Source organism: Cobetia sp. PS-4MA (assembly GCF_057670765.1).
Genome location: NZ_CM173107.1, coordinates 2,538,003 through 2,562,339 on the forward strand (window position 1 = coordinate 2,538,003; position 24,337 = coordinate 2,562,339).

General features: G+C 63.6%; 21 protein-coding genes. 12 read left to right on the top strand and 9 right to left on the bottom strand.

What is annotated here, in order from left to right; genetic code table 11:
• Window positions 1-650: 650 nt before the first annotated feature.
• From AC26AR_RS10730 to AC26AR_RS10750, 5 genes are all read left to right on the top strand, one after another.
• Window positions 651-1,148, top strand: coding sequence for a hypothetical protein (locus tag AC26AR_RS10730; protein WP_488107001.1), 498 nt, complete (start codon window positions 651-653; stop codon window positions 1,146-1,148).
• Window positions 1,148-1,921, top strand: a complete 774-nt coding sequence (locus AC26AR_RS10735) for a YjbF family lipoprotein (RefSeq protein ID WP_077374126.1) — start codon at window positions 1,148-1,150, stop codon at window positions 1,919-1,921. The genes AC26AR_RS10730 and AC26AR_RS10735 overlap by 1 nt, the downstream gene beginning before the upstream one ends.
• Window positions 1,921-2,889, top strand: coding sequence for a hypothetical protein (locus tag AC26AR_RS10740; protein ID WP_488107002.1), 969 nt, complete (start codon window positions 1,921-1,923; stop codon window positions 2,887-2,889). The genes AC26AR_RS10735 and AC26AR_RS10740 overlap by 1 nt, the downstream gene beginning before the upstream one ends.
• Window positions 2,890-2,988: 99 nt before the next feature.
• The gene (locus AC26AR_RS10745; protein ID WP_488107003.1) at window positions 2,989-5,394 is read left to right on the top strand and encodes a YjbH domain-containing protein; all 2,406 of its coding nucleotides are present in this window, start codon (window positions 2,989-2,991) and stop codon (window positions 5,392-5,394) included.
• A gap of 79 nt (window positions 5,395-5,473) precedes the next feature.
• Window positions 5,474-5,803 carry a YkgJ family cysteine cluster protein gene (locus tag AC26AR_RS10750; protein ID WP_077374131.1) on the top strand — a complete coding sequence of 110 codons (330 nt, stop codon included), beginning with the start codon at window positions 5,474-5,476 and terminating at the stop codon, window positions 5,801-5,803.
• Between the two features lie 153 nt (window positions 5,804-5,956).
• Here the strand turns inward: AC26AR_RS10750 and scpC are convergent, their stop codons facing one another.
• Window positions 5,957-7,648, bottom strand: a complete 1,692-nt coding sequence (gene scpC, locus AC26AR_RS10755) for a succinyl-CoA:acetate CoA-transferase ScpC (protein ID WP_488107004.1) — start codon at window positions 7,646-7,648, stop codon at window positions 5,957-5,959.
• A gap of 284 nt (window positions 7,649-7,932) precedes the next feature.
• Window positions 7,933-8,874 (bottom strand): LysR family transcriptional regulator, encoded by a 942-nt coding sequence (locus tag AC26AR_RS10760; protein WP_077374134.1) that lies wholly within the window; start codon window positions 8,872-8,874, stop codon window positions 7,933-7,935.
• Between the two features lie 293 nt (window positions 8,875-9,167).
• Between AC26AR_RS10760 and AC26AR_RS10765 the strand changes: the two genes are divergently transcribed.
• Together AC26AR_RS10765 and ppnN are read left to right on the top strand one after the other, a co-directional pair.
• Window positions 9,168-9,467, top strand: coding sequence for a hypothetical protein (locus AC26AR_RS10765; protein WP_077374137.1), 300 nt, complete (start codon window positions 9,168-9,170; stop codon window positions 9,465-9,467).
• 16 nt (window positions 9,468-9,483) lie between these two features.
• Window positions 9,484-10,896 carry a nucleotide 5'-monophosphate nucleosidase PpnN gene (gene ppnN, locus AC26AR_RS10770; protein WP_077374140.1) on the top strand — a complete coding sequence of 471 codons (1,413 nt, stop codon included), beginning with the start codon at window positions 9,484-9,486 and terminating at the stop codon, window positions 10,894-10,896.
• 101 nt (window positions 10,897-10,997) lie between these two features.
• Here the strand turns inward: ppnN and AC26AR_RS10775 are convergent, their stop codons facing one another.
• The 3 genes from AC26AR_RS10775 to AC26AR_RS10785 all read right to left on the bottom strand — a co-directional run bounded on the left by AC26AR_RS10775 (window position 10,998) and on the right by AC26AR_RS10785 (window position 14,410).
• Complete coding sequence (locus AC26AR_RS10775) at window positions 10,998-11,411, bottom strand: hypothetical protein (protein ID WP_077374143.1); 414 nt, start codon at window positions 11,409-11,411, stop codon at window positions 10,998-11,000.
• 87 nt (window positions 11,412-11,498) lie between these two features.
• On the bottom strand, window positions 11,499-11,960 hold the full coding sequence (locus AC26AR_RS10780; RefSeq protein ID WP_077374146.1) for a flavodoxin domain-containing protein: 462 nt from the start codon (window positions 11,958-11,960) through the stop codon (window positions 11,499-11,501).
• A gap of 428 nt (window positions 11,961-12,388) precedes the next feature.
• The gene (locus AC26AR_RS10785; protein WP_488107005.1) at window positions 12,389-14,410 is read right to left on the bottom strand and encodes a TonB-dependent receptor domain-containing protein; all 2,022 of its coding nucleotides are present in this window, start codon (window positions 14,408-14,410) and stop codon (window positions 12,389-12,391) included.
• A gap of 811 nt (window positions 14,411-15,221) precedes the next feature.
• Here AC26AR_RS10785 and AC26AR_RS10790 point away from each other — a divergent pair.
• From AC26AR_RS10790 to AC26AR_RS10800, 3 genes are all read left to right on the top strand, one after another.
• A complete protein-coding gene (locus AC26AR_RS10790) occupies window positions 15,222-16,130 on the top strand; it encodes a LysR family transcriptional regulator (protein ID WP_077374153.1) in 909 nt (302 codons plus the stop codon).
• Between the two features lie 148 nt (window positions 16,131-16,278).
• The gene (locus AC26AR_RS10795; protein WP_488107006.1) at window positions 16,279-16,719 is read left to right on the top strand and encodes a secondary thiamine-phosphate synthase enzyme YjbQ; all 441 of its coding nucleotides are present in this window, start codon (window positions 16,279-16,281) and stop codon (window positions 16,717-16,719) included.
• Between the two features lie 55 nt (window positions 16,720-16,774).
• On the top strand, window positions 16,775-17,557 hold the full coding sequence (locus tag AC26AR_RS10800; RefSeq protein WP_488107007.1) for a hypothetical protein: 783 nt from the start codon (window positions 16,775-16,777) through the stop codon (window positions 17,555-17,557).
• A gap of 55 nt (window positions 17,558-17,612) precedes the next feature.
• Here AC26AR_RS10800 and AC26AR_RS10805 read toward each other — a convergent pair whose 3' ends face one another.
• From AC26AR_RS10805 to AC26AR_RS10815, 3 genes are all read right to left on the bottom strand, one after another.
• Window positions 17,613-18,086 carry a phosphate-starvation-inducible protein PsiE gene (locus AC26AR_RS10805; RefSeq protein ID WP_488107008.1) on the bottom strand — a complete coding sequence of 158 codons (474 nt, stop codon included), beginning with the start codon at window positions 18,084-18,086 and terminating at the stop codon, window positions 17,613-17,615.
• Between the two features lie 103 nt (window positions 18,087-18,189).
• Complete coding sequence (gene hda, locus AC26AR_RS10810; RefSeq protein ID WP_084208224.1) at window positions 18,190-18,888, bottom strand: DnaA regulatory inactivator Hda; 699 nt, start codon at window positions 18,886-18,888, stop codon at window positions 18,190-18,192.
• A gap of 37 nt (window positions 18,889-18,925) precedes the next feature.
• On the bottom strand, window positions 18,926-20,035 hold the full coding sequence (locus AC26AR_RS10815; protein ID WP_103751398.1) for an AI-2E family transporter: 1,110 nt from the start codon (window positions 20,033-20,035) through the stop codon (window positions 18,926-18,928).
• A 308-nt stretch (window positions 20,036-20,343) separates the two neighbouring features.
• On the opposite strand from AC26AR_RS10815, the gene purM reads away from it, so the two are divergent.
• Both purM and purN read left to right on the top strand, forming a co-directional pair.
• Entirely contained in the window at window positions 20,344-21,426 is a 1,083-nt protein-coding gene (gene purM, locus AC26AR_RS10820; protein ID WP_077374169.1) for a phosphoribosylformylglycinamidine cyclo-ligase, read from the top strand.
• Entirely contained in the window at window positions 21,423-22,199 is a 777-nt protein-coding gene (gene purN / locus AC26AR_RS10825) for a phosphoribosylglycinamide formyltransferase (RefSeq protein WP_084208222.1), read from the top strand. The genes purM and purN overlap by 4 nt, the downstream gene beginning before the upstream one ends.
• Before the next feature lie 132 nt (window positions 22,200-22,331).
• Here the strand turns inward: purN and AC26AR_RS10830 are convergent, their stop codons facing one another.
• Window positions 22,332-24,323, bottom strand: a complete 1,992-nt coding sequence (locus tag AC26AR_RS10830) for an autotransporter outer membrane beta-barrel domain-containing protein (protein ID WP_289864886.1) — start codon at window positions 24,321-24,323, stop codon at window positions 22,332-22,334.
• Between the last annotated feature and the right edge of the window lie 14 nt (window positions 24,324-24,337).

A 24,337-nucleotide genomic window follows, 5' to 3' on the forward strand; every position in this document is an offset into this window, starting at 1 on the left:
ACGTGTGTCGCTAACCGCCACATGGCGACGTAGCCGATTACAGACAGTGAAACGCTGGGTTCGTCTGCAAATCGACACATCCTTCACAAGAATTTCAGCAGCCATGCGGATCAAGTCCAGCGCCCACGGTGTCTGAAAGATCGACAGGCATGTCTGCTTTTATCCACACCACGATTACTCTTTTTTACATAAATATTTCGCTTTCCATCAACGCCACATCGACGCGACCTCTCTCGCTAGACAGCCGACATTTTCTGGTTAACATGGGCCTCGCTTTCACGGGGGGATAGAGAGAGGCGTCCGTCTGAAATGTGCATGCACATTTCTCATGACGACGGCGATGTCATCACCTCGAAAGCGAGCAATACGGTGGCCAGGGAATGCGGCCATGGCAGGAACACCTCAGGACGAGGCTGCGCCAGGGAAGATGCTACGGACGGTATCAGGGACGGCGCCCTGCACATCATGGAACAGGCGTGAGCTTGCTCACGCACACCACGACGCAACTCTCAGCAGCAGTGTTGCCGATGGTCAGAGACAGCACGGCATCCGGCATGCACGACGCTGGCCTTGGCCACCCATCACCGAGCCCAGTCATCGCAGCGCCCTGACTGGCAGATGACCGGCAATGCTCATCAAGGAGACTTCATATGCGCAAGTCACATATCGGCGCCATTCTCGGCCTGTCCGGTGCCCTGCTGTTGGCAGGCAACGCCATGGCGGAAGAGGAGGCACCTGCCGCTGGGCAGGCTGCGACGGGGACGACCGGCACGACCGGTACCACTGGCACGACCGGTACCACTGGCACGACCGGTACCACCGGCACGACTGGTACTACCGGCACGACCGGCACGACCGGTACGACCGGTACGACCGGTACGACCGGCACGACTGGCACCACCGGCACGACTGGCACCACCGGTACCACTGGCACGACTGGCACCACCGGCACGACCGGTAGCGTTCCCACCGGCAGCGCCGCTGGCAGCGGCACGGCTAGCCAGAGCGCGTCCGGCAGCGTGACCCCGAGCACCAACGGCGGCAGCATCGCGGCCGGCGCGGCCACGGGCACCGTCGGTGGCGGGACGACCGGCACCACCGGTACCACCGGCACGACGGGTACCACCGGCTCTACCGGGACACGTTGATGACGTCGCGCTCCGCATCGCGTCGTTCAGGCGCGAATCATCGCCAATCGCCAGCCAGGCACCTTCCAGGCATCCGGCGCTCGCTGACGCTGCTGGGCATCACTGCCTGTGCCGTGTCAGTGAGCGGCTGTGCCCAGATAGTGGCCAGCTCGGTGGGCGATGCCTTCGGCAAGGATGACTTCGAGGCGGCGCGCGCCAGTGAACTGCCCTACGCCTCCCTCAAGTTCCTGCATGGCAACAACACGGCACTGGTCGTGTTGGCCACGCTCGAGGATGAGGGACGCATCGCGCGTTTCGAGAGCCAGGACCGCGGCATCATCGAACTGCGCGACGGCGTACTGTCCGCAACATCCGGCTTCACGCGAGACATCGCGGACAGGCATGAGCAAAGCACTACCGGGCGCGCCTTGGCGCGTCCGGCCTGGCTGATGGCTGACGACAGCCGCTATCGCGTCAGTGTCAGCGCCCTGAGCCCCTATCCACGCCGGCTGGAGCGGGCAGATGCCGCTTCCTCCGGCAGTCAGCATCAAGATGACGTGCCGGTGATGCAGGTGCATGAAGCCGATGCACATCTGCGCTGTGAGGCCGCCGCGCCACACGCGCTGCCACTGGCCGAGCTGTCGCTGCAACACTGCACCGAGACCCTGGCATGGGACGATGGCCACACCACCACCAACGAGATATGGCGCGATGCCACTCGGGTGTGGGCCGCCGACATGACGGCCTGGCCGGACGGGCCACGCTTCGGCTGGGAGATCGCCAAGGCATGGTAATGCGCTTTTCACGACCTGATTCTGCTCGCCCCGCACACGATTCGGCCCGCGTCGAGGGACCGCTGCGCGCCCTCGCCCGCGCACTGCCCACGGGAGTGTGCCTGGCCGCCCTGCTGACCCCGACCCTCGCCCGGGCGAACGAGACGCCGCTGCCCTTCAGCGCCGCCAGCACGCCACTGGCCAGTCAGGTACTGGAACAGCAATGGTCCTCCCATCAGACCCGCATGGCGCTGGACTGGCGCTACAGCTTCGTCAGCACGCCGCTGATTCGCCGGCAGATGGCCGCGACCGCCAACCGCCTGAGCGCCGAGATTGAACTGATCGCGGCTCGCTACGCGGTGGGGGCGCCCGAAGGCAGCTCTCGGGCCGCCTATGTCGAGGGGTTGCACGCCTGGCAGCGCTATCTCGATCAGGGCCGTCAACAGGGTGAGCCACGCAGCGTGCTGGCACGCCTGCCCGGCCAGCTGAATCCGCTCACTGACATGCGCGATGGCCCGCGGGCGATACGCATCGCCCCCGGCATGGTGATCGGCGCCTGTCAGGCCCCCCGCGACGTGGTGATTCTGGACGCCAGTGGCGTGCACCAGCGCCAGTGGAGCCCCGGCCTGACACTGGACGCCTTGATCGATGAGCGCCGCGCCGCCGACTCGCTGGGCCAGGCGGCACGAGCCAGCCTCGTCACCCCCCAGGGGCAGGTGCTCACGCGGCCCATCGCCAGCTGGAATCGCCTCACGCGTGGCGCAGCCGACCTGCCGGTCGCGCCGGGAGCCAGTCTGGTGATCCATACCCCCGGTATCGATACCGCGCAGCAATGGGTCAACGAGGCGCTGCCGCAATGGCTGGCCAGCCGCCTGCCCGGTGAGAACTGTCACAGCTGGCAGCTGGACGCCGCCTCGCTGCCGTCAGCGGACGACGAGCCGACAGCTCCCGGGACGTCAGGCAGTGACCCGCAAGCGCCGGCCCGCTAGCGGTCGTTCCCGGCACTGCCGGCATCGCCTCGATGTTTCTATCCTCCATACCCTCATTCACGCTCACGCGCCTGTCGCGCGGGAGCATGCGAGACGCCCATGTCGAGTCCTTTTCGCCCAGCCCATCCCTCCACGCGCCCCCGAGACGAGCAGCGCCCTGCTCCGGCACGCACCGGCTGGCTGGCGCTCGGCATGGCGGGAGGCCTGCTCGGCGCCCAGATCGCCCACGCCGCCACCGGGGAATCCCAGAGTGATTTCGGCGGCGTGGGGCTGATGCAGACTCCCACGGCACGCTTCGCCCCACAGGGCGAGCTGAGCTTCACCTACAGCCGTACCCAGCCCTACAAGCGCTTCAGCGTCAACGCCGCCCCCTTCGAGTGGATGGAGCTGGGCTTTCGCTATGTCTCGGTGGAAACGGTCAGCTACGGTGAGGCCGCCCCGGACCGCGACTACCTGGATAAATCCTTCGACACCAAGTTCCGGCTCTGGGAAGAGGACCGTTATCGCCCGGCACTTGCGGTGGGTCTGCGAGATCTCGGTGGTACGGGGCTGTTCAGCTCTGAATATCTGGTGGCCAGCAAGCGCTATGGTGATCTTGATGTCAGTCTGGGGCTTGGCTGGGGCTATCTGGGCACGCGGGGCGACTTCAGCAACCCGCTGGCGCTGGTGAGAAGCAGCCTCGAGACGCGCAGCGACACCACCAGCGACAACGGGGGCGACTTCCAGCTGGGCAGCATGTTCAGTGGCAGCCCGGCCGTCTTCGGTGGCATCGAATATCAGACGCCCTGGGACCCGCTGACCCTGATGCTGGAATACGAGGGCAACGACTACTCCGACGAGCCCCTGACGGTGGAGATAGACCAGGATTCACCATTCAATCTGGGCGCGACGTTCAAGGTCAATGACAACCTGTCCCTGCATGGCGGCTGGGAGCGCGGCAACACCGCCATGCTGGGACTGTCGCTGTCCACCAATCTGGCGGGGCTGGCTCAGGCCAAGGATGACGGCACCCCGGAAGATGTCGCCCCCAGTCACCATTCGCGCTACCGCCATGACCAGACCCCGGAAGCCTTCCGGGTGCGCTCGCTGGATGCCGTCAATCGCGGGGACAGCGAGACAGTCCCGTCGGATCGCCCGCCACGTCCCGCCGGTGCCACGCCGGCCTCAACGCCCTCGCTGACCGGCGACGAGGCTGCGCCTCAAGGCCGCCTGCTGACGCTGCCGACCTCCCCGAGTGCCACCACGGGCGAGCCCGCCGGGAGCCCGCCAGCGCCGATACGGTTGGAGGACGTCGACTGGCAGGCACTGGCCGCGACGCTGCGTGCCCAGACGGGGCTTGAAGTCTCCCGCCTGCGGGTAGAGGGCGAGACCTTGATCATCGAGGCGGAGGCCACGCGCTTTCGCAAGGACCTGCAGGCCGAAGGCCGCGCCAATCGCGTGTTGCACAACCGCCTGCCCGCCGAGATCACCCACTTCCGCTACCGCCTGAGCAGCAACGGCCTGGCGCTGCGCGAGGATGAGCATCCGCGAGAGGCCTTCGTCGCGGCCGCCAACGACAGACGTTTCGGTGCCGAGTACGAGCATTCCATCACCGCTCGCGCCGCCTCTCCCGCGCCTGACGACGACGCCAGCGCGGAGGCCGCCACGCTGCTGGACAGGGAACCCGCCGGCTTCAACTGGGGATTCTCGCCCAACCTGAAACAGAACTTCGGCGGACCGGACGGCTATCTCTACCAGCTCAACCTGCAGCTGGATGCCCTGTGGCGCACCGATCGCAATGGCTGGTTCTCCGGCGTGGCCACCTATCAGTTGGCCGACAACTACGAGAACTACGAGTACATCGCTGACTCCGACCTGCCACGCGTGCGCACCTACGTCGGGGATTACGTCAAGGAGACCGATCTGGGCATCACCAATCTGCAGTACACCCGCACTCATCAGTTCGGACGTGACTGGTATGCCCAGGCCTACGGCGGCATTCTCGAGATGATGTATGCCGGTGTCGGTGCCGAGGTGCTCTATCGCCCGATGAACAGCTCGCTGGCACTGGGGCTGGATATCAACCGCGTCCGCCAGCGGGAATTCGATCAGCAATTCGGCCTGCGCGACTATTCCGTCACCACCGGCCATGCCACCGCCTACTGGCAGTCCGGCTGGCACGATGTGCTGGTCAAGGGCTCGGTGGGGCGCTATCTGGCCGGCGATATCGGCGCGACGCTGGATCTATCCCGCCGCTTCTCCAACGGGGTCAGCGTCGGGGCCTGGGCGACCATGACCGATGCCGGCGATGACTATGGCGAGGGCAGCTTCGACAAGGGGCTCTACGTCAGCATTCCGCTGGACGCCTTCTTCACCACCTCCAGCAAGGGCAGTACCGGCTTTGCCTGGGCACCGCTGACCCGTGATGGTGGTGCGCGCCTCAATCGTCGCTACCAGCTCTATTACATGACCGATGACCGGGACCCCGAGGGCTACTGGGAAGGGATCGACAAGGTCTACAAGTAATCCGTGCGTGAGTATGTTTCACTGCCGGCTGAAGCGTGCCGATGATGGCACCTGACTCACTGTGGCTGACCCTGACCCGATGAATATTCCGATTACCGACGTATCGCCGTTCGCTACCGGCGATACGACACCTGTGAATCCCGAGATCACCTGCAGCAACTGCCAGGCCTGCTGCTGCAGGCTTGAGGTCATCCTGCTCACCGATACCGGCGTGCCGGACTATCTGATCGACGAGGATGAGTGGGGGGGCGAAGTCATGCGCCGCCTCGATGATGGCTGGTGTGCCGCCGTCGATCGCGAGACGCTGATGTGCACCATCTATGATCGCCGCCCCCAGCTATGCCGTGACTATGAGATGGGCAGCCCGGAATGCGAAGACGAGCGCAAGGAAAACGGTCTGGATCAGTGATCCGCCCTCCTGTCGCTTGTCGCTTGGCTTTCGTCGCCTGTCGCTTGCCGCTTGAGTCAATCACTTGAGTCAGTCGCCTGAGCCGCGCTGGTTTCTGGCGTCTGGTGGCTGGCCTCTGGCCGCCCCGATGGCGAGAGCGGCCTGAACGCCGCGCTAGCCGGCGCTGACCTTCTCACCTGCCTGCTCCGCCGGCACATCGCCGGGTTGCTCAGGCGTGCACAGGGCGCGCATGTTGCCGTGCACTTCCACCTCGCGATGCCAGCTGAGCGCCTGCTCCAGGCAATGCGGGGTATGGCCGCCCCGCCGGCAGGCCTCCTCGAAGTAGGCCCGCAGCGCGGGACGATAGCGCGGGTCGGCGCAGTTCTCGATCACCAGTACCGCACGTTCTCGCGGTGCCAGCCCCCGCAGATCCGCCAGGCCGTGCTCGGTCACCAGAATGTCCACGTCATGCTCGGTGTGATCCACGTGACTGACGAAGGGCACCACGCTCGAGATATCCCCGCCCTTGGCCAGTGATTTGGTGATGAACACCGAGAGCTGGGCATTGCGCGCGAAGTCCCCGGAGCCGCCGATACCGTTCATCATCCGCGTGCCGCACACGTGGGTGGAGTTGACGTTGCCGTAGATGTCGAATTCCAGCGCGGTATTCACGGCGATCACGCCGAGACGCCGCACGATGCCCGGATGATTGGACAGCTCCTGCGGACGCAGGATCAGACGGTCACGGTAACGCTCGAGGTCCTTCCACAGGGTGCGCCCGCGCTCCTCGGTGACGGTGATGGAGGAGCCGGAGGCGAAGTCGAGCTTGCCGGCATCCAGCAGATCGAAGGTGGAGTCCTGCAATACCTCCGAGTACATGGTGAGGTGCTCGAAGGGCCCCTCCTTCAGTCCGCTCATCACCGCGTTGGCCATGCTGCCGATCCCGGCCTGCAGCGGCAGCAACGCAGGCGTCAGACGCCCCAGCGTGACCTCCTGCTTGAGCAGTTCGACCAGATGGTCCGCCATCCGCCGGGTATCCTCATCCGGCGGGGTACAGGTCGAGGGGCTGTCCTTGCCACGCGTCAGCACGATGGCGGCGATCCTGGCAGGGTCGATGGGGATGTACGGCGTGCCGATACGCGAATCCGGCGCCACCACCGGGATCGGCTGACGGCTGGGGCGCATCTGCGGAATGTAGATATCATGCAGTCCCTCGAGTGCCGCCGGGGACTCGAGATTGAGCTCGATGATCACCTTGTCGGCCAGAATCGCGTAGCTGGCCGAATTGCCCACCGAGGTGGTCGGCACGATCCCGCCCTCGGCGGTGATGGCACTGGCCTCGACCACCGCGACGTCCATGTCACTCAGCTGATGGTTGCGCAGCAGCTCCACCGTCTCCGAGAGATGCTGATCCATGAACATCACTTCGCCGGCGTTGATGGCACGGCGCAGCACCGGATCGACCTGGAACGGCATGCGCCGCGCCAGCATGTGGGCGTCCGCCATCTGACCGTCCAGGTCATTGCCCAGCGAGGCGCCGGTCATCAGCGTGATGGCGAATGGCTCGCGGCGCGCCTTCTCCACCAGCGCCAGCGGCAGGGCCTTGGCCTCCCCCGCCCGCGTGAAGCCGCTCATGCCCACCGTCATGCCATCGCGAATCAGCTCGGCGGCCTGGCTCGCGCTCATGTGGCGTGACTCCCATCCCTGCCAGCGACAGCGCCGGGCGAGCTCGCCACGCAGCGCCTCGTCAAGCTCCGTCACCTCCATGCGCGACAGCAGCGAGAACGACTGGCGAAAGGACTGGGCATCGGCCACGTCGCTCGCGGCAGGCGGTGCATCAACGAATCGGGACTTGGAAGAAGACACGGTACGGGTTCCTCGATGACAACGAACAAGGGGTAGGCAGCAAGTCGCGCAAACACCTCACGACACTGGTCAGGCTGTCATCCAGCATCCCACGCGCCGTGGCGGCGTCGCATCAGGCCTTGGTCGCAAGCCGGGGTCGCGCACTGAAACAGGACGGTGCGCTCCAAGCGACGCCCTGACGCGGGCCTGTCCCTGCCCCGGAAACACGAAGACCCGCTTCGAGGAGCGGGTCTTCGTGTTTCCGGGGCAAGTTTGAGGAGAGCCCTGTCACGTCATGGCAGGCGTTACACCATGCCGTCGAGGTCCATGTTGTCGAAGCTTTCCGGGGCATCGGCGTAGCCGTAGAGCGTGTTGCGGCGCTGCAGGCGGAATTCGCCCAGCAGCTGCTCATAGCGACGCGGCACCTCGGCATTGTCACGCGTGACGATGTACAGGTTCTCGTAGACGGCCTCGGTGAGCGGCATCTCGCGCACCTGGCGCTGCCACGGGGACGTCTCCAGCACCGTGCGCGAGACGACGGTGAAGCCCAGGCCACGTGCCACGGCATCCAGCACCATGCCGATGTCGTTGGTGAAACCCTGCTGCGGGAAGTGGCTCATCGAGCGGAATTCACCGGCGAAGTTCTCACGCAGCAAGGCGCTGGCGTTGTTGACGCCGTCGGCGTAATTCATGAAGCCCAGCGCCATCAGCTCATTGAGACTGTTGCCGGCGAAGTCGGCGGGCACCACCAGGCACAGCGGCTCCTGATGCCACAGCTCGAAGTTGAGATCCGGATGCTTGACCGGCTCGGTGACGATGCCAAGATCGAAGCGCCCCGCCAGCACGTCCTGCACGATCTCGGAATTGAAGGCGAAGCTGTAGCTGACCGTCAGCCCCGGATGCTGCTGCTGATAGCCGAGCGTGAACGGATAGAACATCAGCCCGACGCTTGAGGGGCTGGCCACACGGCATTCCCCGCTGTCAGGCGAGTCATCATCCAGCGAGTGCATGAACTGGGTGTGCTCGGCAAACAGCTTGACGGAGTAGTCGTAACAGCGACGCCCCGCTGCGGTGAGCGAGAACTTGCGTCCCTGACGGTTGAGCAGCGAGCGCCCCAGGTACTGCTCCAGCTTGCGGATATGCTGGCTGACGCCGGGCTGGGTCATTTCCAGCTTGCGCGCGGTATGGGTAAAGCTGCCGGTCTCCACCAGGGTGATGAAGGTACGAAAATACTGGGCGTTGAACATGGAGGCACTGACCACTCACGAACGGGGGACGCGACTCGGCGCGTCGTGTTGCCGATAGCTGCCTGAATGTCTGCACAGGGCCACCGACCCGCAAAGGCCATGATTCTACCAGAGCCAGCCGCCATGCGCAGCGCTGCGCCGTGGCGCCCTCGCGTGTTAGCATCATCCTCATTGCCAGGTGCCGCTCTGGCTGCGTCTTTCGTGGGCGATGCCCGAATGACGCGGCAGGGCTCGGCGCCTTTCCTCTGCCCCGACCAGTCCTCGCGACTGGCCCGAATCACGAGATGCTCCAGATGCTTGATCCACTGGCCGCGCGCGGCGAAGCCATCCACAAGGCACTGCTCGCCATGGAAAGCGAATGCGCCGAAGTCGACCTCTTCCCGCTGGGATACATGATTCCCCAGGTGGAACTGGTTCTCGAGAACGCCGATTACGATGCCGCCGATGTGGTCGCGGAAGATTTTGACGCCACCTTCGAAGAGTGGATGCAGCACGCCTTTGCCCAGGACGGCATGAGCGTGGACGACCGCGAGCGCATCGCCGAACTCTGGGCAGAAGCCCGGAACCGCGCCCAGTCAGCCGTGGGCGCCTGACACAAGGAAGACGGTCATGAACTCTGTCACCAGTGAAGCTACCACCTACTCCCGCGATGCCAGCTCGACGCTGGTCTCCACCATCATCTCACCGGAAGGCAGCCTGGAAGTTCTCTCCCAGGATGAGGTCAATCGCCTGCGCGACACCTCCTCCAATGGCCTGCATGACATCCTGCGCCGCTGCGCGCTGGCGGTGCTCAACTGCGGCAGCCAGACCGATGACAGCGTCTCGGTGCTCAATGCCTACAAGGACTTCGAGATCGAGGTGCTGCAGCAGGATCGTGGCATCCGTCTGAAGCTCGACAATGCGCCGGGTGATGCCTTCGTGGATGGCAAGATGATCCGCGGCATTCGTGAGCACCTCTCGAGCGTGCTGCGCGATATCGTCTACGTGGCCAACGAGATCCAGAACACGCCCCGCTTCGATCTCTCCACCACCGAAGGCACCACCAACGCGGTGTTCCATATCCTGCGCAACGCCGGTGCCCTGAAGTCCTCGCGTGAACCGAGCCTCGTCACCTGCTGGGGTGGCCACTCGATCAATCGCGAGGAATACGAGTACACCAAGGACGTGGGCTATCACCTCGGCCTGCGCGAACTCGACATCTGCACCGGCTGTGGTCCCGGCGCGATGAAGGGCCCGATGAAGGGGGCCAACGTCGCGCATGCCAAGCAGCGTCGCAAGCAGGGCCGTTATCTGGGCATCTCGGAGCCGGGCATCATCGCCGCCGAATCGCCCAACCCGATCGTCAATGAACTGATCATCATGCCGGACATCGAGAAGCGCCTTGAGGCCTTCGTGCGGACCGCGCATGGCATCATCGTCTTCCCGGGCGGCGTGGGCACCGCGGAAGAGATTCTCTACCTGCTGGGTATCCTGCTGCATCCGGAAAACGAAGGCCTGCCGTTCCCGGTCATCTTCACCGGCCCGGCCTCCAGCGCCGACTACTTTCAGCAGATCGACGAGTTCATCACCTATACGCTGGGTGAGGAAGCGCGCTCGCGCTATACCATCATCATCGACAATCCGGTCGAGGTGGCGCGCACCATGCGAGGTGGCATCGATGACGTCGCGGAGTTCCGTCGTCAGCATCACGACGCCTTCTACTACAACTGGCGTCTGCATATCGCCCCGCACTTCCAGCAGCCCTTCGCGCCGACCCACGCCAACATGTCGAGCCTGGCGCTGCATCGCAACCAGCCGGTGCATGAGCTGGCCGCCAACCTGCGTCGTGCCTTCTCGGGCATCGTCGCCGGCAACGTCAAGAAGGAAGGCATCGAGGAGATCGAGCGCGATGGGCCCTTCCGCCTGACCGCCGAAGCCGAGCTGATGGAGCGTCTCGACGCCCTGCTCACCTCCTTCGTGGCCCAGGGCCGCATGAAGCTGCCGGGCAGCGACTACGAGCCCTGCTACACGCTGTGCAAGTGAGGCCGTGACGCCCGGGACATCAGCCCCGGGCCTGATACGACGACGCCCCCGACCATCACTGGCCGGGGGCGTCGTCGTTTGCGGCAGGCGGCAGACAGGGCTCAGTCGCTCTTGCGGCCCCGATGCATCCACAGACTGATGACATGCGCCACCAGCCCCAGTGTCAGGCCATCGACCAGCACTTCCAGCGCCCCTTCCCTGGGGCGGTCAAGCATCGGCGCGGCGAAGTTGAAGGCTGCCATCGCCGCCAGGCCCACCACCAGCCACACGAACACGCGACGCATCAGCCTCGGCACTTCGCCCTGGGCGACATCGGAGAGCTGGCGATAGATGTAGACCCCCAGCGCCGCGACGGCCACGGCAAAGCCACTGATCAGCATCAGGCGCGTGGTGTCACCGCTGAGCAGAAAACGCGGAATGTTGGCGACCATCACGATGGCGAGGCCCGCCAGCACGGAGACACGTTGCGGTGTCAGGTTGCGGGCGCGCGGATGATCAGGATTGAGTTTCGGCATGTGCAGCAGTCTCGAGGAAAGGTCGGGCAACGTGGAAATCGAACACGACGAAGAAGTCGGACGCCGGGCACGCCCGGCGTGACGGGATCAGGCGGTCGCCGGCAGCGTCGGAATCCAGCTCTCGACCCACGGCAGGGCCGCGTCATCCGCCATGAAGGTCTCCATGGCATCGATCTCGAGGCGCTCGCCGTGGCGCGTGGCGCCCAGATCCGCCAGGCGCTCGTCCAGCTGACGCCCGGCACCGCAGTAGGTCTCGCCGTAGGAGCTGTCGCCGAGAGCGATCAGACCATAACGCAGCCAGTCCAGCGCCGGTGACTGGGCCGAGAGCGCATTGAGGAAGCCGCTCAGGTTGCCCGGCACATCGCCACTGCCGGTGGTGGAGGTGACGAACAGCGCCAGATCCGGGCGTGTCTCCGTCAAGTCTTCCAGTGTCGGCTGGTCAAGCACTTCCACCGTATAGCCTGCCTGCTCGAACAGCGGTTGCACCTGCTCGGCCACATCCAGTGAGCCGCCATACATCGTGCCGACAAAAATCTTCAGAAGCGCCATGCATCCTTCCTTATTCGTACGATCACCCGCCACGGGCGGGAACGTGAGTGCGGTGCGAAGAGTCGTGCAGCGGCTCTCCGACATTTGGTCGCGATGGTAGCACAGCCTGCCCGCGGGACGCAGGCCGGCCGGGGCCCGCGCCATGGAGCACGCGTACTCCAAAGACAAGACAGCGCCACCGTGAAATCACGATGGCGCTGTCTTGTTCTTGCGCTGATGTTCTTACGCTGATGCTCCTGCGCTGATGCTCCTGCGCTGATGCTCCTGCGCTGATGCCCTTGCATCGGTGCTGCCGCTGCCGCCGTGTCGCTACCTCGTTCTCTGGAGCGGGGCTACGCGTCAGTGAAGCCTCCCGGGGTGCGAGCCTGGATCACGACCGCTGGCGATGCCCTTCCGTCAGAGACACGCTGGCTGACAGCACCTTTTGATCAGAAGCGATACGCCGCCGACAGACGCACGTCACGCCCCGGACTGGTGATGGCGCCCGGCGTGATGCCACGTGGGCTGTTGGTTTCCAGATAGAAGGTGTTCTGGTCGGAGTATTCCTTGTCGAACAGGTTGTAGATACCGGCCGTCAGAGTCAGGTCCGGCATGTCACCCGGCACCCAGCTGGCGTAGAGGTCATGCGTGGCGTAACCGGCACGCTCGCTCTGGTCATCCGGCAGGTCGGTAAGGCGCTCGTAGGCGGTCACGGTCCAGCCCAGGGTCAGCTGCGGGTCGGCGAAGGTGTAACGGTTGTCCAGGCTCCAGCGGTCTCCGGTCTGGTTGCCCAGCCCCATGTCATCCACCACGGTCTCGCCCTGGTTGTCTTCCAGGTCCATGGTCAGGTAGCCCAGCGTCATGTCCCAGCCGCCCAGTCCGTAGGTGGCTCGCGCCTCGACGCCCTTGCTGGTGACGATACCTTCCATGTTGGTGATGGTGGTCACGTCACCCGCCGACCCTTCGGTGATGTAGTTGTCGAAGTGGGTATCGAAGTAGGTGACTTCCAGTCCGGCACGGTCACGCTGGGTGAGGATGCCCTCGCCTTTCCAGCGGGCACCGACCTCGGTGCTGCGCGAGGTCTCGGCCTCGAGACCCGGCTCGACCACCAGCGTCTCGCCCGGGCCGACGCCCCCGTCGATCAACAGGGCTTCGCGGCCCTTGTTGCCACGCACGGCCGTGGCATAGCCGGTGAACAGCTCGACACCCCCGCCGACACGCCAGTTGAGGCTCGCGTTGGGGCTGACATCGGTGTCATCCAGCGTCTCGCCATTGGCGTATTCGGTCCGGTAGTCATCGACCCGGGCACCGAAGGACAGATCCACCGCGCCGAGCGTCATGCGGTGCTGGGCGTAGAGCGCGATGTTGCGCGCCGTCTCGTCGAAGCCAGCGGTGCTGGATTCATCCTCGACGTAATCACTGCCCAGGGTCAGACGGTTGTTCATCGCCTCGGGGCCGAAGCGGAAGGTGTTGTTGAGATCCCCCCCGACACTCTCGACCTTGGCATTCGAGCTGGCCCCGGTAGCGAGGGACGTGCGGTCCACTTCCGTACTGGAGTGGAAGACATTGGCGTGCACATCCACCAGCCGCGATCCCGGTTCGAAATCGTAGTTGGCGGTATAGGTGTCACGGCTCAGCTCGGTATCGACCTTGGCGTTGTTGAACGGCTGACACTCCATGTTGGGACGCACGCAGTAGATGCCGGTGTCCTCATTGTGCTCCGCGCTGAGTCGCAGGCTGTGCGCGCCCTGATCCAGCAGGCTGAACTTGCCGAAATAGCTGCGCTGATGACCGCCGGTACCCTCTTCCTCATCACCGCCGCCGGTGCGGTAGTCATCGCTGTTGCGTGCGCTGGTGGTGAACAGCAGCCCCGCGTTGGGCGCCACCTCCCCATACACCGACAGCGTGCCCTTGACGGCATCTGCCGCGGATTCCGTGCTGCCCTTCACCATGCCACCGACGCTCTGACCCGGCTTGAGCAGGTCCTGGGCATCCTTGGTCACGAACTTGATGCTGCCACCCAGCGCGTTCGGCCCGTTGTCCGCCGCCCCCGGCCCGGCCTGGACCTCGGCGCGCTTGAGCAGCTCCGGCTCGATGTTGAAGTTGGAGCTGTGGTGGAACAGGTAGCCGTTCTGGCTGGCGCCATCGATGCTGATGTTGAGGTTGGTATCTTCCAGCCCGCGCACGTAGAGCTTCTCGGAGGAGGCCGTGGTGCCGCCAACGGAGACGGAAGGCGTATCGCGGAAGATGTCCTTGAGATCACGCGCCTGATGCAGGGCAAGCTCTTCGCTGTCCACCACCGCCGTGGCCTCGAGGCGATCCTCCTCGACCTGCAGTGTCTGCATCTGCAGCGGCTCGGCATTGACCGTCCCGGCACACAGCAAGGCGATGGCCGCGACCAGCGGACGAGGAGTGAAGACCGTCGCGCGTGAAGCGCTGACGGTGTGGCGCGAAGAGAGGCAGACTGTCATGTGCGGAGCGTTCCCAAGATTAATAATAATAATGATTCTTCTTTGCAGGCGAGATAATGCACTTTCTTGCACATTTCCGTCATCTACCGTTTCTGCAACGCCTCTTCTCGAAACCTGCAATCGGGTGCTCTCCTCACGGGCACGCCCACTCGCCTCGTGCCCATCTGCCCCCTCGCCGATTCCCGATTTCTCGCGGCAGAAGGCCCTCCCCAGCCGCGCAAGGACCTGCCCTGCGCCTTGCCTCACGAAAAAGACACTTTTTCTCACCTGTCTGTCATCAGATACGGAACCATCTCCGGTCACTGACGTCTGAGCCGTCATGCCGCCAATGACGCCAGTCCCCCGCCGTTGCGCATTCTGCCGAGGTGTCACGTTTCACGGAGATCGGAATTGCGCAATGCGTGCGACTTTGGATGCAACAATGACGGGATGGTGATATTGTTAGCCTGCTCAGAGTCACTGTCATCCAGCGCCTGAAAACCGTTCTCGCGTTTCTGGCGCGGCACTGCGCGCGAAGCCGGGTTTCGAGACCGGTTTTCAAGACCGGGCTTCACGAGCCGGCCGCAAGAGCTGAAGGCAAGAATCAAGTGCAAGACCTGTCGACGTGCGCTGCGGTGCACGACTGACAGGAGCGGTTGTTGATCGATGAGCGCGTCTTTGCCCGGGGCATCCCCCGCGGTACGAGGGGCACGGTCATCGACAGGCAATCCGTTGTGCAGCCCCTGCGCTGCGACGGGCCCGACATGGCCCGTACAAGGTGGGTGTTTCCCTGACGACACACCCCGACCCCCTGAACAACCGGACCTATTCGATGAGCGATATCGACGCCTATAACACCTTTCTGATGGTCGCGGATCTCGGCAGCCTGTCCCGCGCTGCCGAACGCCTGCGCCTGCCCAAATCCACCGTCAGCCGTCGCCTCGACGCCCTCGAGGGCCGCTTCGGCACTCGCCTGGTGGAACGCGGCCATCGCGGTATCCGCCTGTCGGAAGCGGGAGAGACTCTCTACCGCTACGCACGATCGATGGCCAACCTCGATGATGAAGCGCACCGCGCCATCGAGGATCGTCAGTCGGACCTCACCGGCACCATTCGTATCCACGCCACCCCAGCGCTGGGTCGTCACTTCCTGGGTCACGCTCTCACCAGCTTCCTGTCAGAGCATGACGGAGTCGATATCAAGCTGAAGCTGTGGCACAACGGTCGCGAGATTCTCGAGAACCAGCCGCATCTGGTCATCGGCTTCCCGCACCTGGCCGGCAGCACTCACGTCTTCCGCCCGCTGACCCAGTGGCAGCAAGCCGCCTACGCGGCCTCGCATGTCGAGCATCCCGAAGAGCTGCCGTGGGGCGAGCTGGAACCGCTGGTCTCCGGCACCTCGCTCTCGCGTCACCCGGAAGACCCGCGCCCGAATCACATCCAGTCCGATGACCTCGAAGTCCTCACCGACTACGTCGCCGATGGCCTGATTCGCGCCGTGCTGCCCATCGACTGGGTCAACTCGCTCAGCGAGCGCAACGGCCAGTCCTTCAAGCGTCTGGAATGCGACGAGATCCCGCCGGTCGAGATCGGCATGCTGCTGCCGCGCGGCCCCATCCCGACCCGCGTGCGCATGCTCGCCGACTGGCTCGCCCGCGAGATCGGCAAGACAGAACCGGAGCGCGTCACCGCCAAGGCCGCCCGTCGCACCGTCAGCGAAGCCGCCACCACTGCCGGGTGATGGCAGCGGTGCCATGCTGTCGCCCCCCTCTCGCTTGAGATGAACCAGCGCAGCACACAGCAAAAAGGCCAGCCCTCCGGGGCTGGCCTTTTGCGTTCTGGCTTGTCATGTTTAGCATGGACTGAATCAACGACAGGCAGGACTTCTCATGTGGCAACGCGACACGCTCACCCTCTCCGCCCGCAAGCGCGGTTTTCACCTCATCAGTGACGAGGTGGAACAGGCATTGGCCGAAATGCCGCCGGTCAGTGTCGGCCTGTTGCATGTGCAGCTGCTGCACACCTCCGCCTCGCTGACGCTCAACGAGAACGCCGACCCCGACGTGCGCCACGACATGGACGCCTTCCTGCGTCGCCTGGTGCCCGGCAACCTGCCCTACTTCCGCCACACCCTCGAAGGCGATGACGACATGCCTGCCCACGTGCTCGCCAGCCTACTCGGCACTCAACTCACGCTACCCGTCGAAGCCCGCCGCGGCGTCAATCGCCTCGCTCTCGGCACCTGGCAGGGCATCTGGCTCGGCGAACACCGCGACCACGGCGGCAGCCGCAGGTTGTGCCTGACGCTGAGTGGAGAACCAAGTAAATAAATCAAAAACTCATAAACTAAAGTCGTATATCATACATAAATCTTGAGGCAACAATATGTATATATTTGAAATAACGACCCCAGGAACATGGTTAGTAAGCGATAATCGAGAATGGGCCTGGAAAATACAAAACCTACTCACTTCTCTTACTTCACAATTCATAGAGGCAAACCTCGCACTTAACTTATTCACAGAAGCTATACTTACACAACATCAGCAAACTGACTTGGAAGAGTGGCAATTAGACAATCAGAGAAAGCGTGAAATCGAAGAAAAACTGGCAAAAGAATATGGATTAGAACACTGCCACAATGAAAACATTAGATTTGAAGCAGAAATAATCTTTAAGCGTGAGAAATGGACAGCAGGATGTAAAGCAAGAGAATTCACTCATAGCTTACCATTTTTATATGCAAAATCATTCCTATACTCGCTTGACTCTTTTGACAAGTTCTTAAATGTAATAGCTGCTGAGGAATATACACCTAAGATCTTATCATCTCTCAGCTCCAGACTAACCGAACATTTTCCCGACCTCCGAGGCGTGAGAAATACTGTTCAACACATGGAGGATAGATCGCGTTTTTTGGGTGCGGGTCGAAAACCTAAAAATTTAGATTTAAAACCTATCTCAAACGGCGCAATACACGCACCTAACGGTGGAGTTTTAGTACTAAATCAGCTTAACGGGACAAAATATGGCTCAACTAAAGCAGATGGAGATTACGGTGAGGTTGATGTATCTCCAGAGTCCATGGAAAAACTTCAAAGTATTTTACAAGAGACTTTAGAAGCTTTCCCATGGCATGGGCCGATGCAACATCACCCGAATGTATAGAGCCTTATATTTAAAATATAACTTCGGACATCAACCTCAACATTCAACCCATATTTCACTTTACAGAATCCTCATCCCCTACCGTGCCGCCCATCGGGTCGATGGATTTGCTGGAGGGGTATTTGAAGGAGGCGTAGCGTACGGCGAGTACCGAGAGGGCGAGGAAGAAGATGCCGCCGCAGAGGTAGAGCAGGCCGATATCGGGGGCCTTGTGGTGGGAGACATCGCCGATGAGGTAGCGCGTCAGCGCGGTGATGGCGATGTAGAGCAGAAAGCGGATCGGCAGGTGGTTGGTCTTGAAGTAGATGCCGACCATCGCGCCGAGTTCGAGATAGATGAACAGCAGCAGGATATCATCGACGCTCGCCGAGCCCTTGGCGAACATCTCGAAGAAGGCCGACACCGAGGCAATGGCGATGGCCCCGCCGATGGCGAACAGGCCGAGATAATGAAAGCCTTCGACCAGGAAGTTGCCGATCGAGTTGGCTTGCTTGTGCATGCGCTCCCGATGCTTGTCTAGCCTGTTCATGCCGCGTGTCCTCAGACAGAGATGATGAGAAAGAGACTGCAATATCGGTGCCGCGGTCGTGATGAAGGCAAGATTGGGCCAAGTAGCCCGCGCAGGCGCTGCCCTACCAGCCGAGGGTCTGCTTGACGAAGGGAATGGTGAGCTTGCGCTGGGCGGAGAGCGAGGCGTTGTCAAGCTCGATCATCGCGGCGAACAGGCCCGGCAGGCTGCGCGGCCCGCGATGCAGGATGTAGCGGGCGACCTCATCGGGCAGCGCAAGGCCGTGGTCCTTGGCGCGCAGCTTGAGCGCCTCGAGACGCTGGGCATCATCCAGGCCGGAGAGGTGGAAGGTGACGCCCCAGGAGAGGCGTGAGGCCAGGTCCGGCAGGGTGACGGGGAGCAGGCGCGGCGCACAGCTGGCGCTGACCAGCAGGTGGCGGCCACTGTCACGCAGGCGGTTGTAGAGGTGGAACAGCGCCTCTTCCCAGCGCTTGCGGCCGATCACGCTCTCGAGGTCATCGATGGCGACCAGATCCATCTCGTCCAGCCCTTCCAGCATGTGCGGCGGGAAGTGGCCAATCTCCTTGAGCGGCAGGTAGAAGGCACGCTTGCCCTGCTCTCCCGCCAGATGGCATGCCGCCTGCAACAGATGGCTACGCCCACTCTGCTCACCGCCCCATAGATAGACGAAGGGCTCCCCGCCGTCAGCAAGCTGCCCCTTGAGGGCCTCTGCCAGCGAGGTGGAGGTGAAGTGGTAGTTGTCGAAGGTCGCGGCGTCGCGTACCCCGACGCCGAGTGCCATCTGTCCCTGTGTCATTGCCATCCGTCATGCTGGTTGTTGTTGCCGTGATCTCTCTCGATCACTGGGTATCCTCTGCCGCCGAAGGCGCGGGTGGCTCACTGGCGGCCACGGGGCGAGAATCACGCTGTTGATCATATAAAGTACTGTTTTTATAGCGATCATGCAGATAACGCAAGAGCACCATGATCACGGCGGCTACCGGCAGCGCCAGCAGAATGCCCGTGAACCCGAACAGCTGCCCGCCGGCCATGACGGCAAAGATGACCGCCACGGGGTGCAGGCCAATCTTGTCGCCCAGCAGCAGGGGTTGCAACACAACGCCTTCCAGCAGCTGTCCCAGCGCGAAGACACCGCCCACCGCCAGCAGCGCCCACCACTCGCCGAACTGGAAGAAGGCCACCGTCGCCGCGATCAACACCCCGACGATGACGCCCAGATACGGCACGATACTCGCAAGCCCCGCCACCAGCCCGATCAACAGCGCGAACTTGAGGCCGATGATGGCCAGGCCGATGGCATAGACGATGCCCAGACTCAGCATCACCAGCAGCTGGCCGCGCAGGAAGGCACCCAGTACCTCGTCACAGTCATGGGCCAGCCGCGTGGCGGTCGGCTCCATGTGGCGCGGCAGGAGCCCCTGCAGCTTCTCCTTCATGCGGTCCCAGTCGAGCAACAGATAGAAGGTGACGACGGGAATCAGCGCCAGGTTACCCAGCCAGATGGCCATGGCGAGCCCGGATTTGGAGACGGTGCCCAGGAAAGCGGCGGCGAAGGTACCGGTTTCCTTCCAGTTGCCCAGCAGCAGCGAGCGCACCTGATCGAAATCGGCGCTGAAATCCATGCCGGTGAAGGCCTGCACTTCCGGCAGGATCGTCTCGCGTATCCAGTTGAAGACCATCGGCATGAAGCTGATCAACTGCGCCAGCTGACGCCCGAGCAGCGGCACCAGAATGAGCAGCGCGATCAGCAGCACCACCGAGAGCACGCTGAACACCAGGCTGACGGCCAGTCGGCGCGACAGGCCCTTCTCTTCCAGCCAGTCGGCCAGCGGGTCGCCCAGATAGGCGAGAATCATGCCGATGAAGAACGGCATCAGAATCGGCTCCAGCAGAACCAGCAACCCGAGCAGGGCCACGCCTGCGGCCAGCAACCACCATTTACGCTGCATCATCACTCCTTGAGACAAGCCGTGTGGCTCACAGGCGGCATGTCGCCGACGGTCCACGCATGCCCCCATTGTTGCCTGTCACTGACTCACCCACAAGCGCCCGGCGAACGGGACGACCCACCTGACGAAAGATGGCCAAAGGGACTGGCGCGCCCTCAGGAAAGCGCTCGGGGCGTGTCTTTCACATCATGGCCATTTTTTGTGAAACGCCACGGTGTCAGCCGTGAAGCGCAATGCTACAATAGCCGCCTTTCTTTCCCCCGATCGATCGTGTCTCACCGCTCAGGCCGCACCGACAGGAACCTCACATGACGCAACGCCCCCAGGACTCCTCGCCCAGCAAGACTTCCTTGAGCTACAAGGATGCAGGTGTCGATATCGATGCAGGCAACGCCCTCGTGGAACGCATCAAGGGTGTCGCCAAGCGCACTCACCGCCCGGAAGTGATGGGTGGTCTGGGTGGCTTCGGCGCCCTGTGCGAACTGCCGCAAGGCTATCGCCAGCCCGTGCTGGTCACCGGTACCGATGGCGTGGGCACCAAGCTGCGCCTGGCCATGGACCTCAACCGTCACGACACCATCGGCATCGATCTGGTCGCCATGTGTGTCAATGATCTGGTGGTCGCCGGCGCCGAGCCGCTGCAGTTCCTCGACTACTATGCCACCGGCAAGCTGGACGTCGACATCGCCGCTGACGTCGTCACCGGGATCGGCGAAGGCTGCCTGCAGTCCGGCTGTGCACTGGTCGGCGGCGAGACGGCCGAGATGCCGGGCATGTACGAAGGCAGTGACTACGACCTGGCCGGCTTCTGCGTCGGTGTGGTCGAGAAGTCCGAGATCCTCGACGGCAAGAAGGTCGGCGAAGGCGACGTGATTCTGGGTCTGGCCTCCTCCGGCCCGCACTCCAACGGCTACTCGCTGATCCGCAAGATTCTCGAAGTCGCCGATGCCTCGCTGCTGGAGCAGCAGATCGACGGCCAGCCGCTGGCTGACGCCCTGATGGCGCCGACACGCATCTACGTCAAGCCGCTGCTGTCCCTGCTCAAGGAAAGCGATGTCAGCGTGCACGCCATGTCCCACATCACCGGTGGTGGCCTGCTCGAGAACATCCCGCGCGTGCTGCCGCATGACTGCACCGCCGAGATCGACGTCGCCAGCTGGAAGCGTCCGGCCGTGTTCGACTGGCTGCAGCAGCAGGGCAATGTCGAGGAGCACGAGATGCACCGCGTGCTCAACTGTGGCGTCGGCATGGTCGTCGTCGTGGCCGCGGCGGATGCCGATGCCGCCCGCGCTCACCTGGAAGCCCAGGGCGAGACGGTCTTCACCCTCGGTGCCATCCGTGCACGCAAGGGCGAAGAAGAACAGGTCCAGCTGGAGAATCTGTCCGCATGATCGAACCGACTACCAACGCCTCCAACGGTGACACTCTCGGCGGCTTCGGCAACGGTTTCGAGGCGGATGACACGCCGGTACGCCCACGCGTCGTGGTACTGATCTCCGGCAGCGGCAGCAACCTGCAGGCACTGCTGGAGGCTCAGGAGCACGATGAGCTGGGCGGCGACGTGGTCGCGGTGATTTCCAACAAGGCCGATGCCTACGGCCTGGTGCGTGCGCGCGAAGCGGGCGTGGATGCCGTGGTGCTGCCGCATGACGAGTACGAGAATCGCGAGCACTACGATGGCGCCCTGATCAAGGTGATCGAACGCCACGAGCCGGATCTCATCGTGCTGGCCGGCTTCATGCGCATCCTGTCGCCGATCTTCGTGCAGCGCTTCTTCGGCCGACTGATGAACATCCATCCGTCACTGCTGCCGGCCTGGCCGGGCCTTGATACCCATCGCAAGGTTCTGGAAGCTGGCGAGAAGGAACACGGCGCCAGCGTGCACTTCGTCACCGAGGAGCTCGACGGTGGTCCGGTGGCGATCCAGGCCGTCGCCAACGTGCTGGAAGGTGATGATGAAGCCAGCCTCAAGGAACGCGTGCACACGCGTGAGCATCTGATCTACCCGATCGCGGTGCGCTGGTTCCTCGAAGGCCGCCTGAAGCTCGACGGCGAAGTGGCCAAGCTGGATGGCCATGACCTGCCGGTGGGCGGTCTGCGCCTCTCCCACGCCGATGTGGAAGAAGAGCTCAGCGATGAGCTGCCGGAAGGCGAAGAAGACTGATCCGCACTGCCTGCCTTGCTGACAAGGCAGGCTGAGCTGACAGCGAGCTGAAAACAGAAGACCCCGCGACATGCCAATGTCACGGGGTCTTCTTGTCTCTCACGCTTCCCTTCTCTCTCGGCTCTTGCGCTTCTAGAAGGTATAACTCACGCCCACCTCGCCGCGCGCCGTCACCTCATCCCATGTCTCGAACCCTGCCCCCAGATGCAGCATGGCATTGCGGCCCAGTTGCATGCGCCAGCCGCCATCGACACGCAGGTAGTTGTCACTGCCGCGATCGAGATCCTCGGCGCTGTAGGCGTTGGTCGGCAGGCTCGCCAGACGCACCTCGGCGCTCTCGGCGTCATCATCGAGACGCTTGCCATAGGCCAGCTCCCCGTAGAGGCCGAAGCCATCCGCGACGGCGCGATCGACCATGAAGCCCAGCTCGACACGCCGATCGCGCAGCGTCTGATCCGAGACGCTCAGGGCATTGGCGGCGGAGCCGGATTCGGTGTAGCCATCGAGGTCGGACTCGGTGTGGCGATAGGCCACGAAGGGCGCGTTGTACCACAGCGAATCGGCGGCGGTGAGGCGATAATCGAGACGCGCCTCGGCGCTGAAGCCATCGCCATCCGTCTCACCGGACAGGGTGCGCGATGACTGGCCCAGCGCGACATGGCGGTCGAGATCGTACTCGAAGTCACCGTAGCTGGCCACTGCCTGCATGCCAACTCTGCCCAGCTGCTGACGGGCGAACAGACTGAATACCTGACCTTCCAATTCAAGCTCACTGCCGTCGTCGACATCGAAGTCCGCATGGCGCTGACTGACCGCCACCCCGCCCCAGGCGCGGCCGAGCGCGTTGTCCAGCGGCAGCATCACGCCGACACCCGCGCCGCGCTGTTCGCTGTCAACGCCTTGCTGGCCGGTGGAGGTCTCGCCACCGCCGGTGCCGCCAGTGGCCGAGCCGATGGCGAACACACGCACGCCCGTCTCCCCTCCCGCGTGCGGATGCTGCGCCCCGGGGCGCAATTCATCGGCGAGACTACGCTGACTGGCATTGAGCGCCCCCGTGCCCAGCTGCGGCGCCAACCCCAGTACCGAGGGCGCGGCGAGCATCGCATAGGCGTAGTCGGCGAGAATCTCCTGGCCGGCGGTGGTCGGGTGCACCCCGTCATTGAACAGCAGGGAGTCCGGGTCTTCTGCAGCTCCGCCCAGCCCATAAGGCGTGACGTTGCAGCTGTCCGAGAAGCACACCTGGGTCAGCGGCACGTCGCTGGCAAAGCCGAACTCGGCCGGCGATGCCAGTACCTCCTCGAGAATGCCGACGGTGTCGAGCCGGATGATGTTGACCTGACCATCCAGCGCCGCCAATCGCTCGCCCAGCGCGTCATTGAAGACGCCCACCAGCGCGGAGGTCCCCGCCGCCTGCGCGGCACCCGCCGACTGACCGGCCGGCGTGCTGCCGACATCCGGCAGGTTGGAGACCATGATGGTGGTCGCCCCCGCCGCCGCCAGTGCCTCCACCGCCGCGGCCAGATTGCCGGCGGAGGCGACCGCCGTGGCCGGTGAGGTGATCACGCCCTGCAGGAAGTCATTGCCACCGCCATTGACGTAATAGAGCGCGTCCGGGTCGGCACTGCCGCCGGTGCTGACCAGATAGCCATCCTCGACCCTGAGCACCGTACCACCGCCCGGGCTGCCCGCGGGGATGACCACCTCGGAGCCATCTTCATCTGTCACCGAGGCCAGAATCTGCGCCGTGGTATAGCCGCCCACGGCGTAGTTGGTGCCGTCACTGAAGCCGGCCAATTGATAGATCACCGAGGTGGAAGGCTCAGCGGCAAGCCCAAGCTCCGTGGCCAGCAACTGGGTCGAGACACTGCCATAGGGCGAGTTCTCGTGATCCGGCCCGCTGCGGTTGGTGAATCGCAGGCTGTTGAGGCCGCCCAGGGTGGTATCGGGGAACTGCCCGGAATCGCTCAGGCTGTCGCCGAAGAGATAGATGTCGGAATAGGCCTGCGCGGGAGTCGCCAGCAGCGTGGTGCTGATGGCGAGCGCGAGACTGCTCAGAGTGAAACGTCGGACCAGACCGCTGGCGCTGGTCGGAGGGAATACAGCGCGATGTGAACGCGATGGCATGGCGTGCCCCTTGC

What these genes read in the sequence shown, in the direction of transcription:
- ppnN (WP_077374140.1), top strand. Translation starts at nt 9,484, where the DNA reads ATGAACTCTGTCACCAGTGAAGCTACCACCTACTCCCGCGATGCCAGC.
- AC26AR_RS10790 (WP_077374153.1), top strand. Translation starts at nt 15,222, where the DNA reads ATGAGCGATATCGACGCCTATAACACCTTTCTGATGGTCGCGGATCTC.
- AC26AR_RS10800 (WP_488107007.1), top strand. Translation starts at nt 16,775, where the DNA reads ATGTATATATTTGAAATAACGACCCCAGGAACATGGTTAGTAAGCGAT.
- AC26AR_RS10795 (WP_488107006.1), top strand. Translation starts at nt 16,279, where the DNA reads ATGTGGCAACGCGACACGCTCACCCTCTCCGCCCGCAAGCGCGGTTTT.
- AC26AR_RS10740 (WP_488107002.1), top strand. Translation starts at nt 1,921, where the DNA reads ATGCGCTTTTCACGACCTGATTCTGCTCGCCCCGCACACGATTCGGCC.
- AC26AR_RS10805 (WP_488107008.1), bottom strand. Translation starts at nt 18,086, where the DNA reads ATGAACAGGCTAGACAAGCATCGGGAGCGCATGCACAAGCAAGCCAAC.
- hda (WP_084208224.1), bottom strand. Translation starts at nt 18,888, where the DNA reads ATGGCAATGACACAGGGACAGATGGCACTCGGCGTCGGGGTACGCGAC.
- AC26AR_RS10750 (WP_077374131.1), top strand. Translation starts at nt 5,474, where the DNA reads ATGAATATTCCGATTACCGACGTATCGCCGTTCGCTACCGGCGATACG.
- AC26AR_RS10815 (WP_103751398.1), bottom strand. Translation starts at nt 20,035, where the DNA reads ATGCAGCGTAAATGGTGGTTGCTGGCCGCAGGCGTGGCCCTGCTCGGG.
- AC26AR_RS10775 (WP_077374143.1), bottom strand. Translation starts at nt 11,411, where the DNA reads ATGCCGAAACTCAATCCTGATCATCCGCGCGCCCGCAACCTGACACCG.
- AC26AR_RS10730 (WP_488107001.1), top strand. Translation starts at nt 651, where the DNA reads ATGCGCAAGTCACATATCGGCGCCATTCTCGGCCTGTCCGGTGCCCTG.
- AC26AR_RS10830 (WP_289864886.1), bottom strand. Translation starts at nt 24,323, where the DNA reads ATGCCATCGCGTTCACATCGCGCTGTATTCCCTCCGACCAGCGCCAGC.
- AC26AR_RS10765 (WP_077374137.1), top strand. Translation starts at nt 9,168, where the DNA reads ATGCTTGATCCACTGGCCGCGCGCGGCGAAGCCATCCACAAGGCACTG.
- AC26AR_RS10785 (WP_488107005.1), bottom strand. Translation starts at nt 14,410, where the DNA reads ATGACAGTCTGCCTCTCTTCGCGCCACACCGTCAGCGCTTCACGCGCG.
- AC26AR_RS10780 (WP_077374146.1), bottom strand. Translation starts at nt 11,960, where the DNA reads ATGGCGCTTCTGAAGATTTTTGTCGGCACGATGTATGGCGGCTCACTG.
- AC26AR_RS10735 (WP_077374126.1), top strand. Translation starts at nt 1,148, where the DNA reads ATGACGTCGCGCTCCGCATCGCGTCGTTCAGGCGCGAATCATCGCCAA.
- purN (WP_084208222.1), top strand. Translation starts at nt 21,423, where the DNA reads ATGATCGAACCGACTACCAACGCCTCCAACGGTGACACTCTCGGCGGC.
- AC26AR_RS10745 (WP_488107003.1), top strand. Translation starts at nt 2,989, where the DNA reads ATGTCGAGTCCTTTTCGCCCAGCCCATCCCTCCACGCGCCCCCGAGAC.
- purM (WP_077374169.1), top strand. Translation starts at nt 20,344, where the DNA reads ATGACGCAACGCCCCCAGGACTCCTCGCCCAGCAAGACTTCCTTGAGC.
- AC26AR_RS10760 (WP_077374134.1), bottom strand. Translation starts at nt 8,874, where the DNA reads ATGTTCAACGCCCAGTATTTTCGTACCTTCATCACCCTGGTGGAGACC.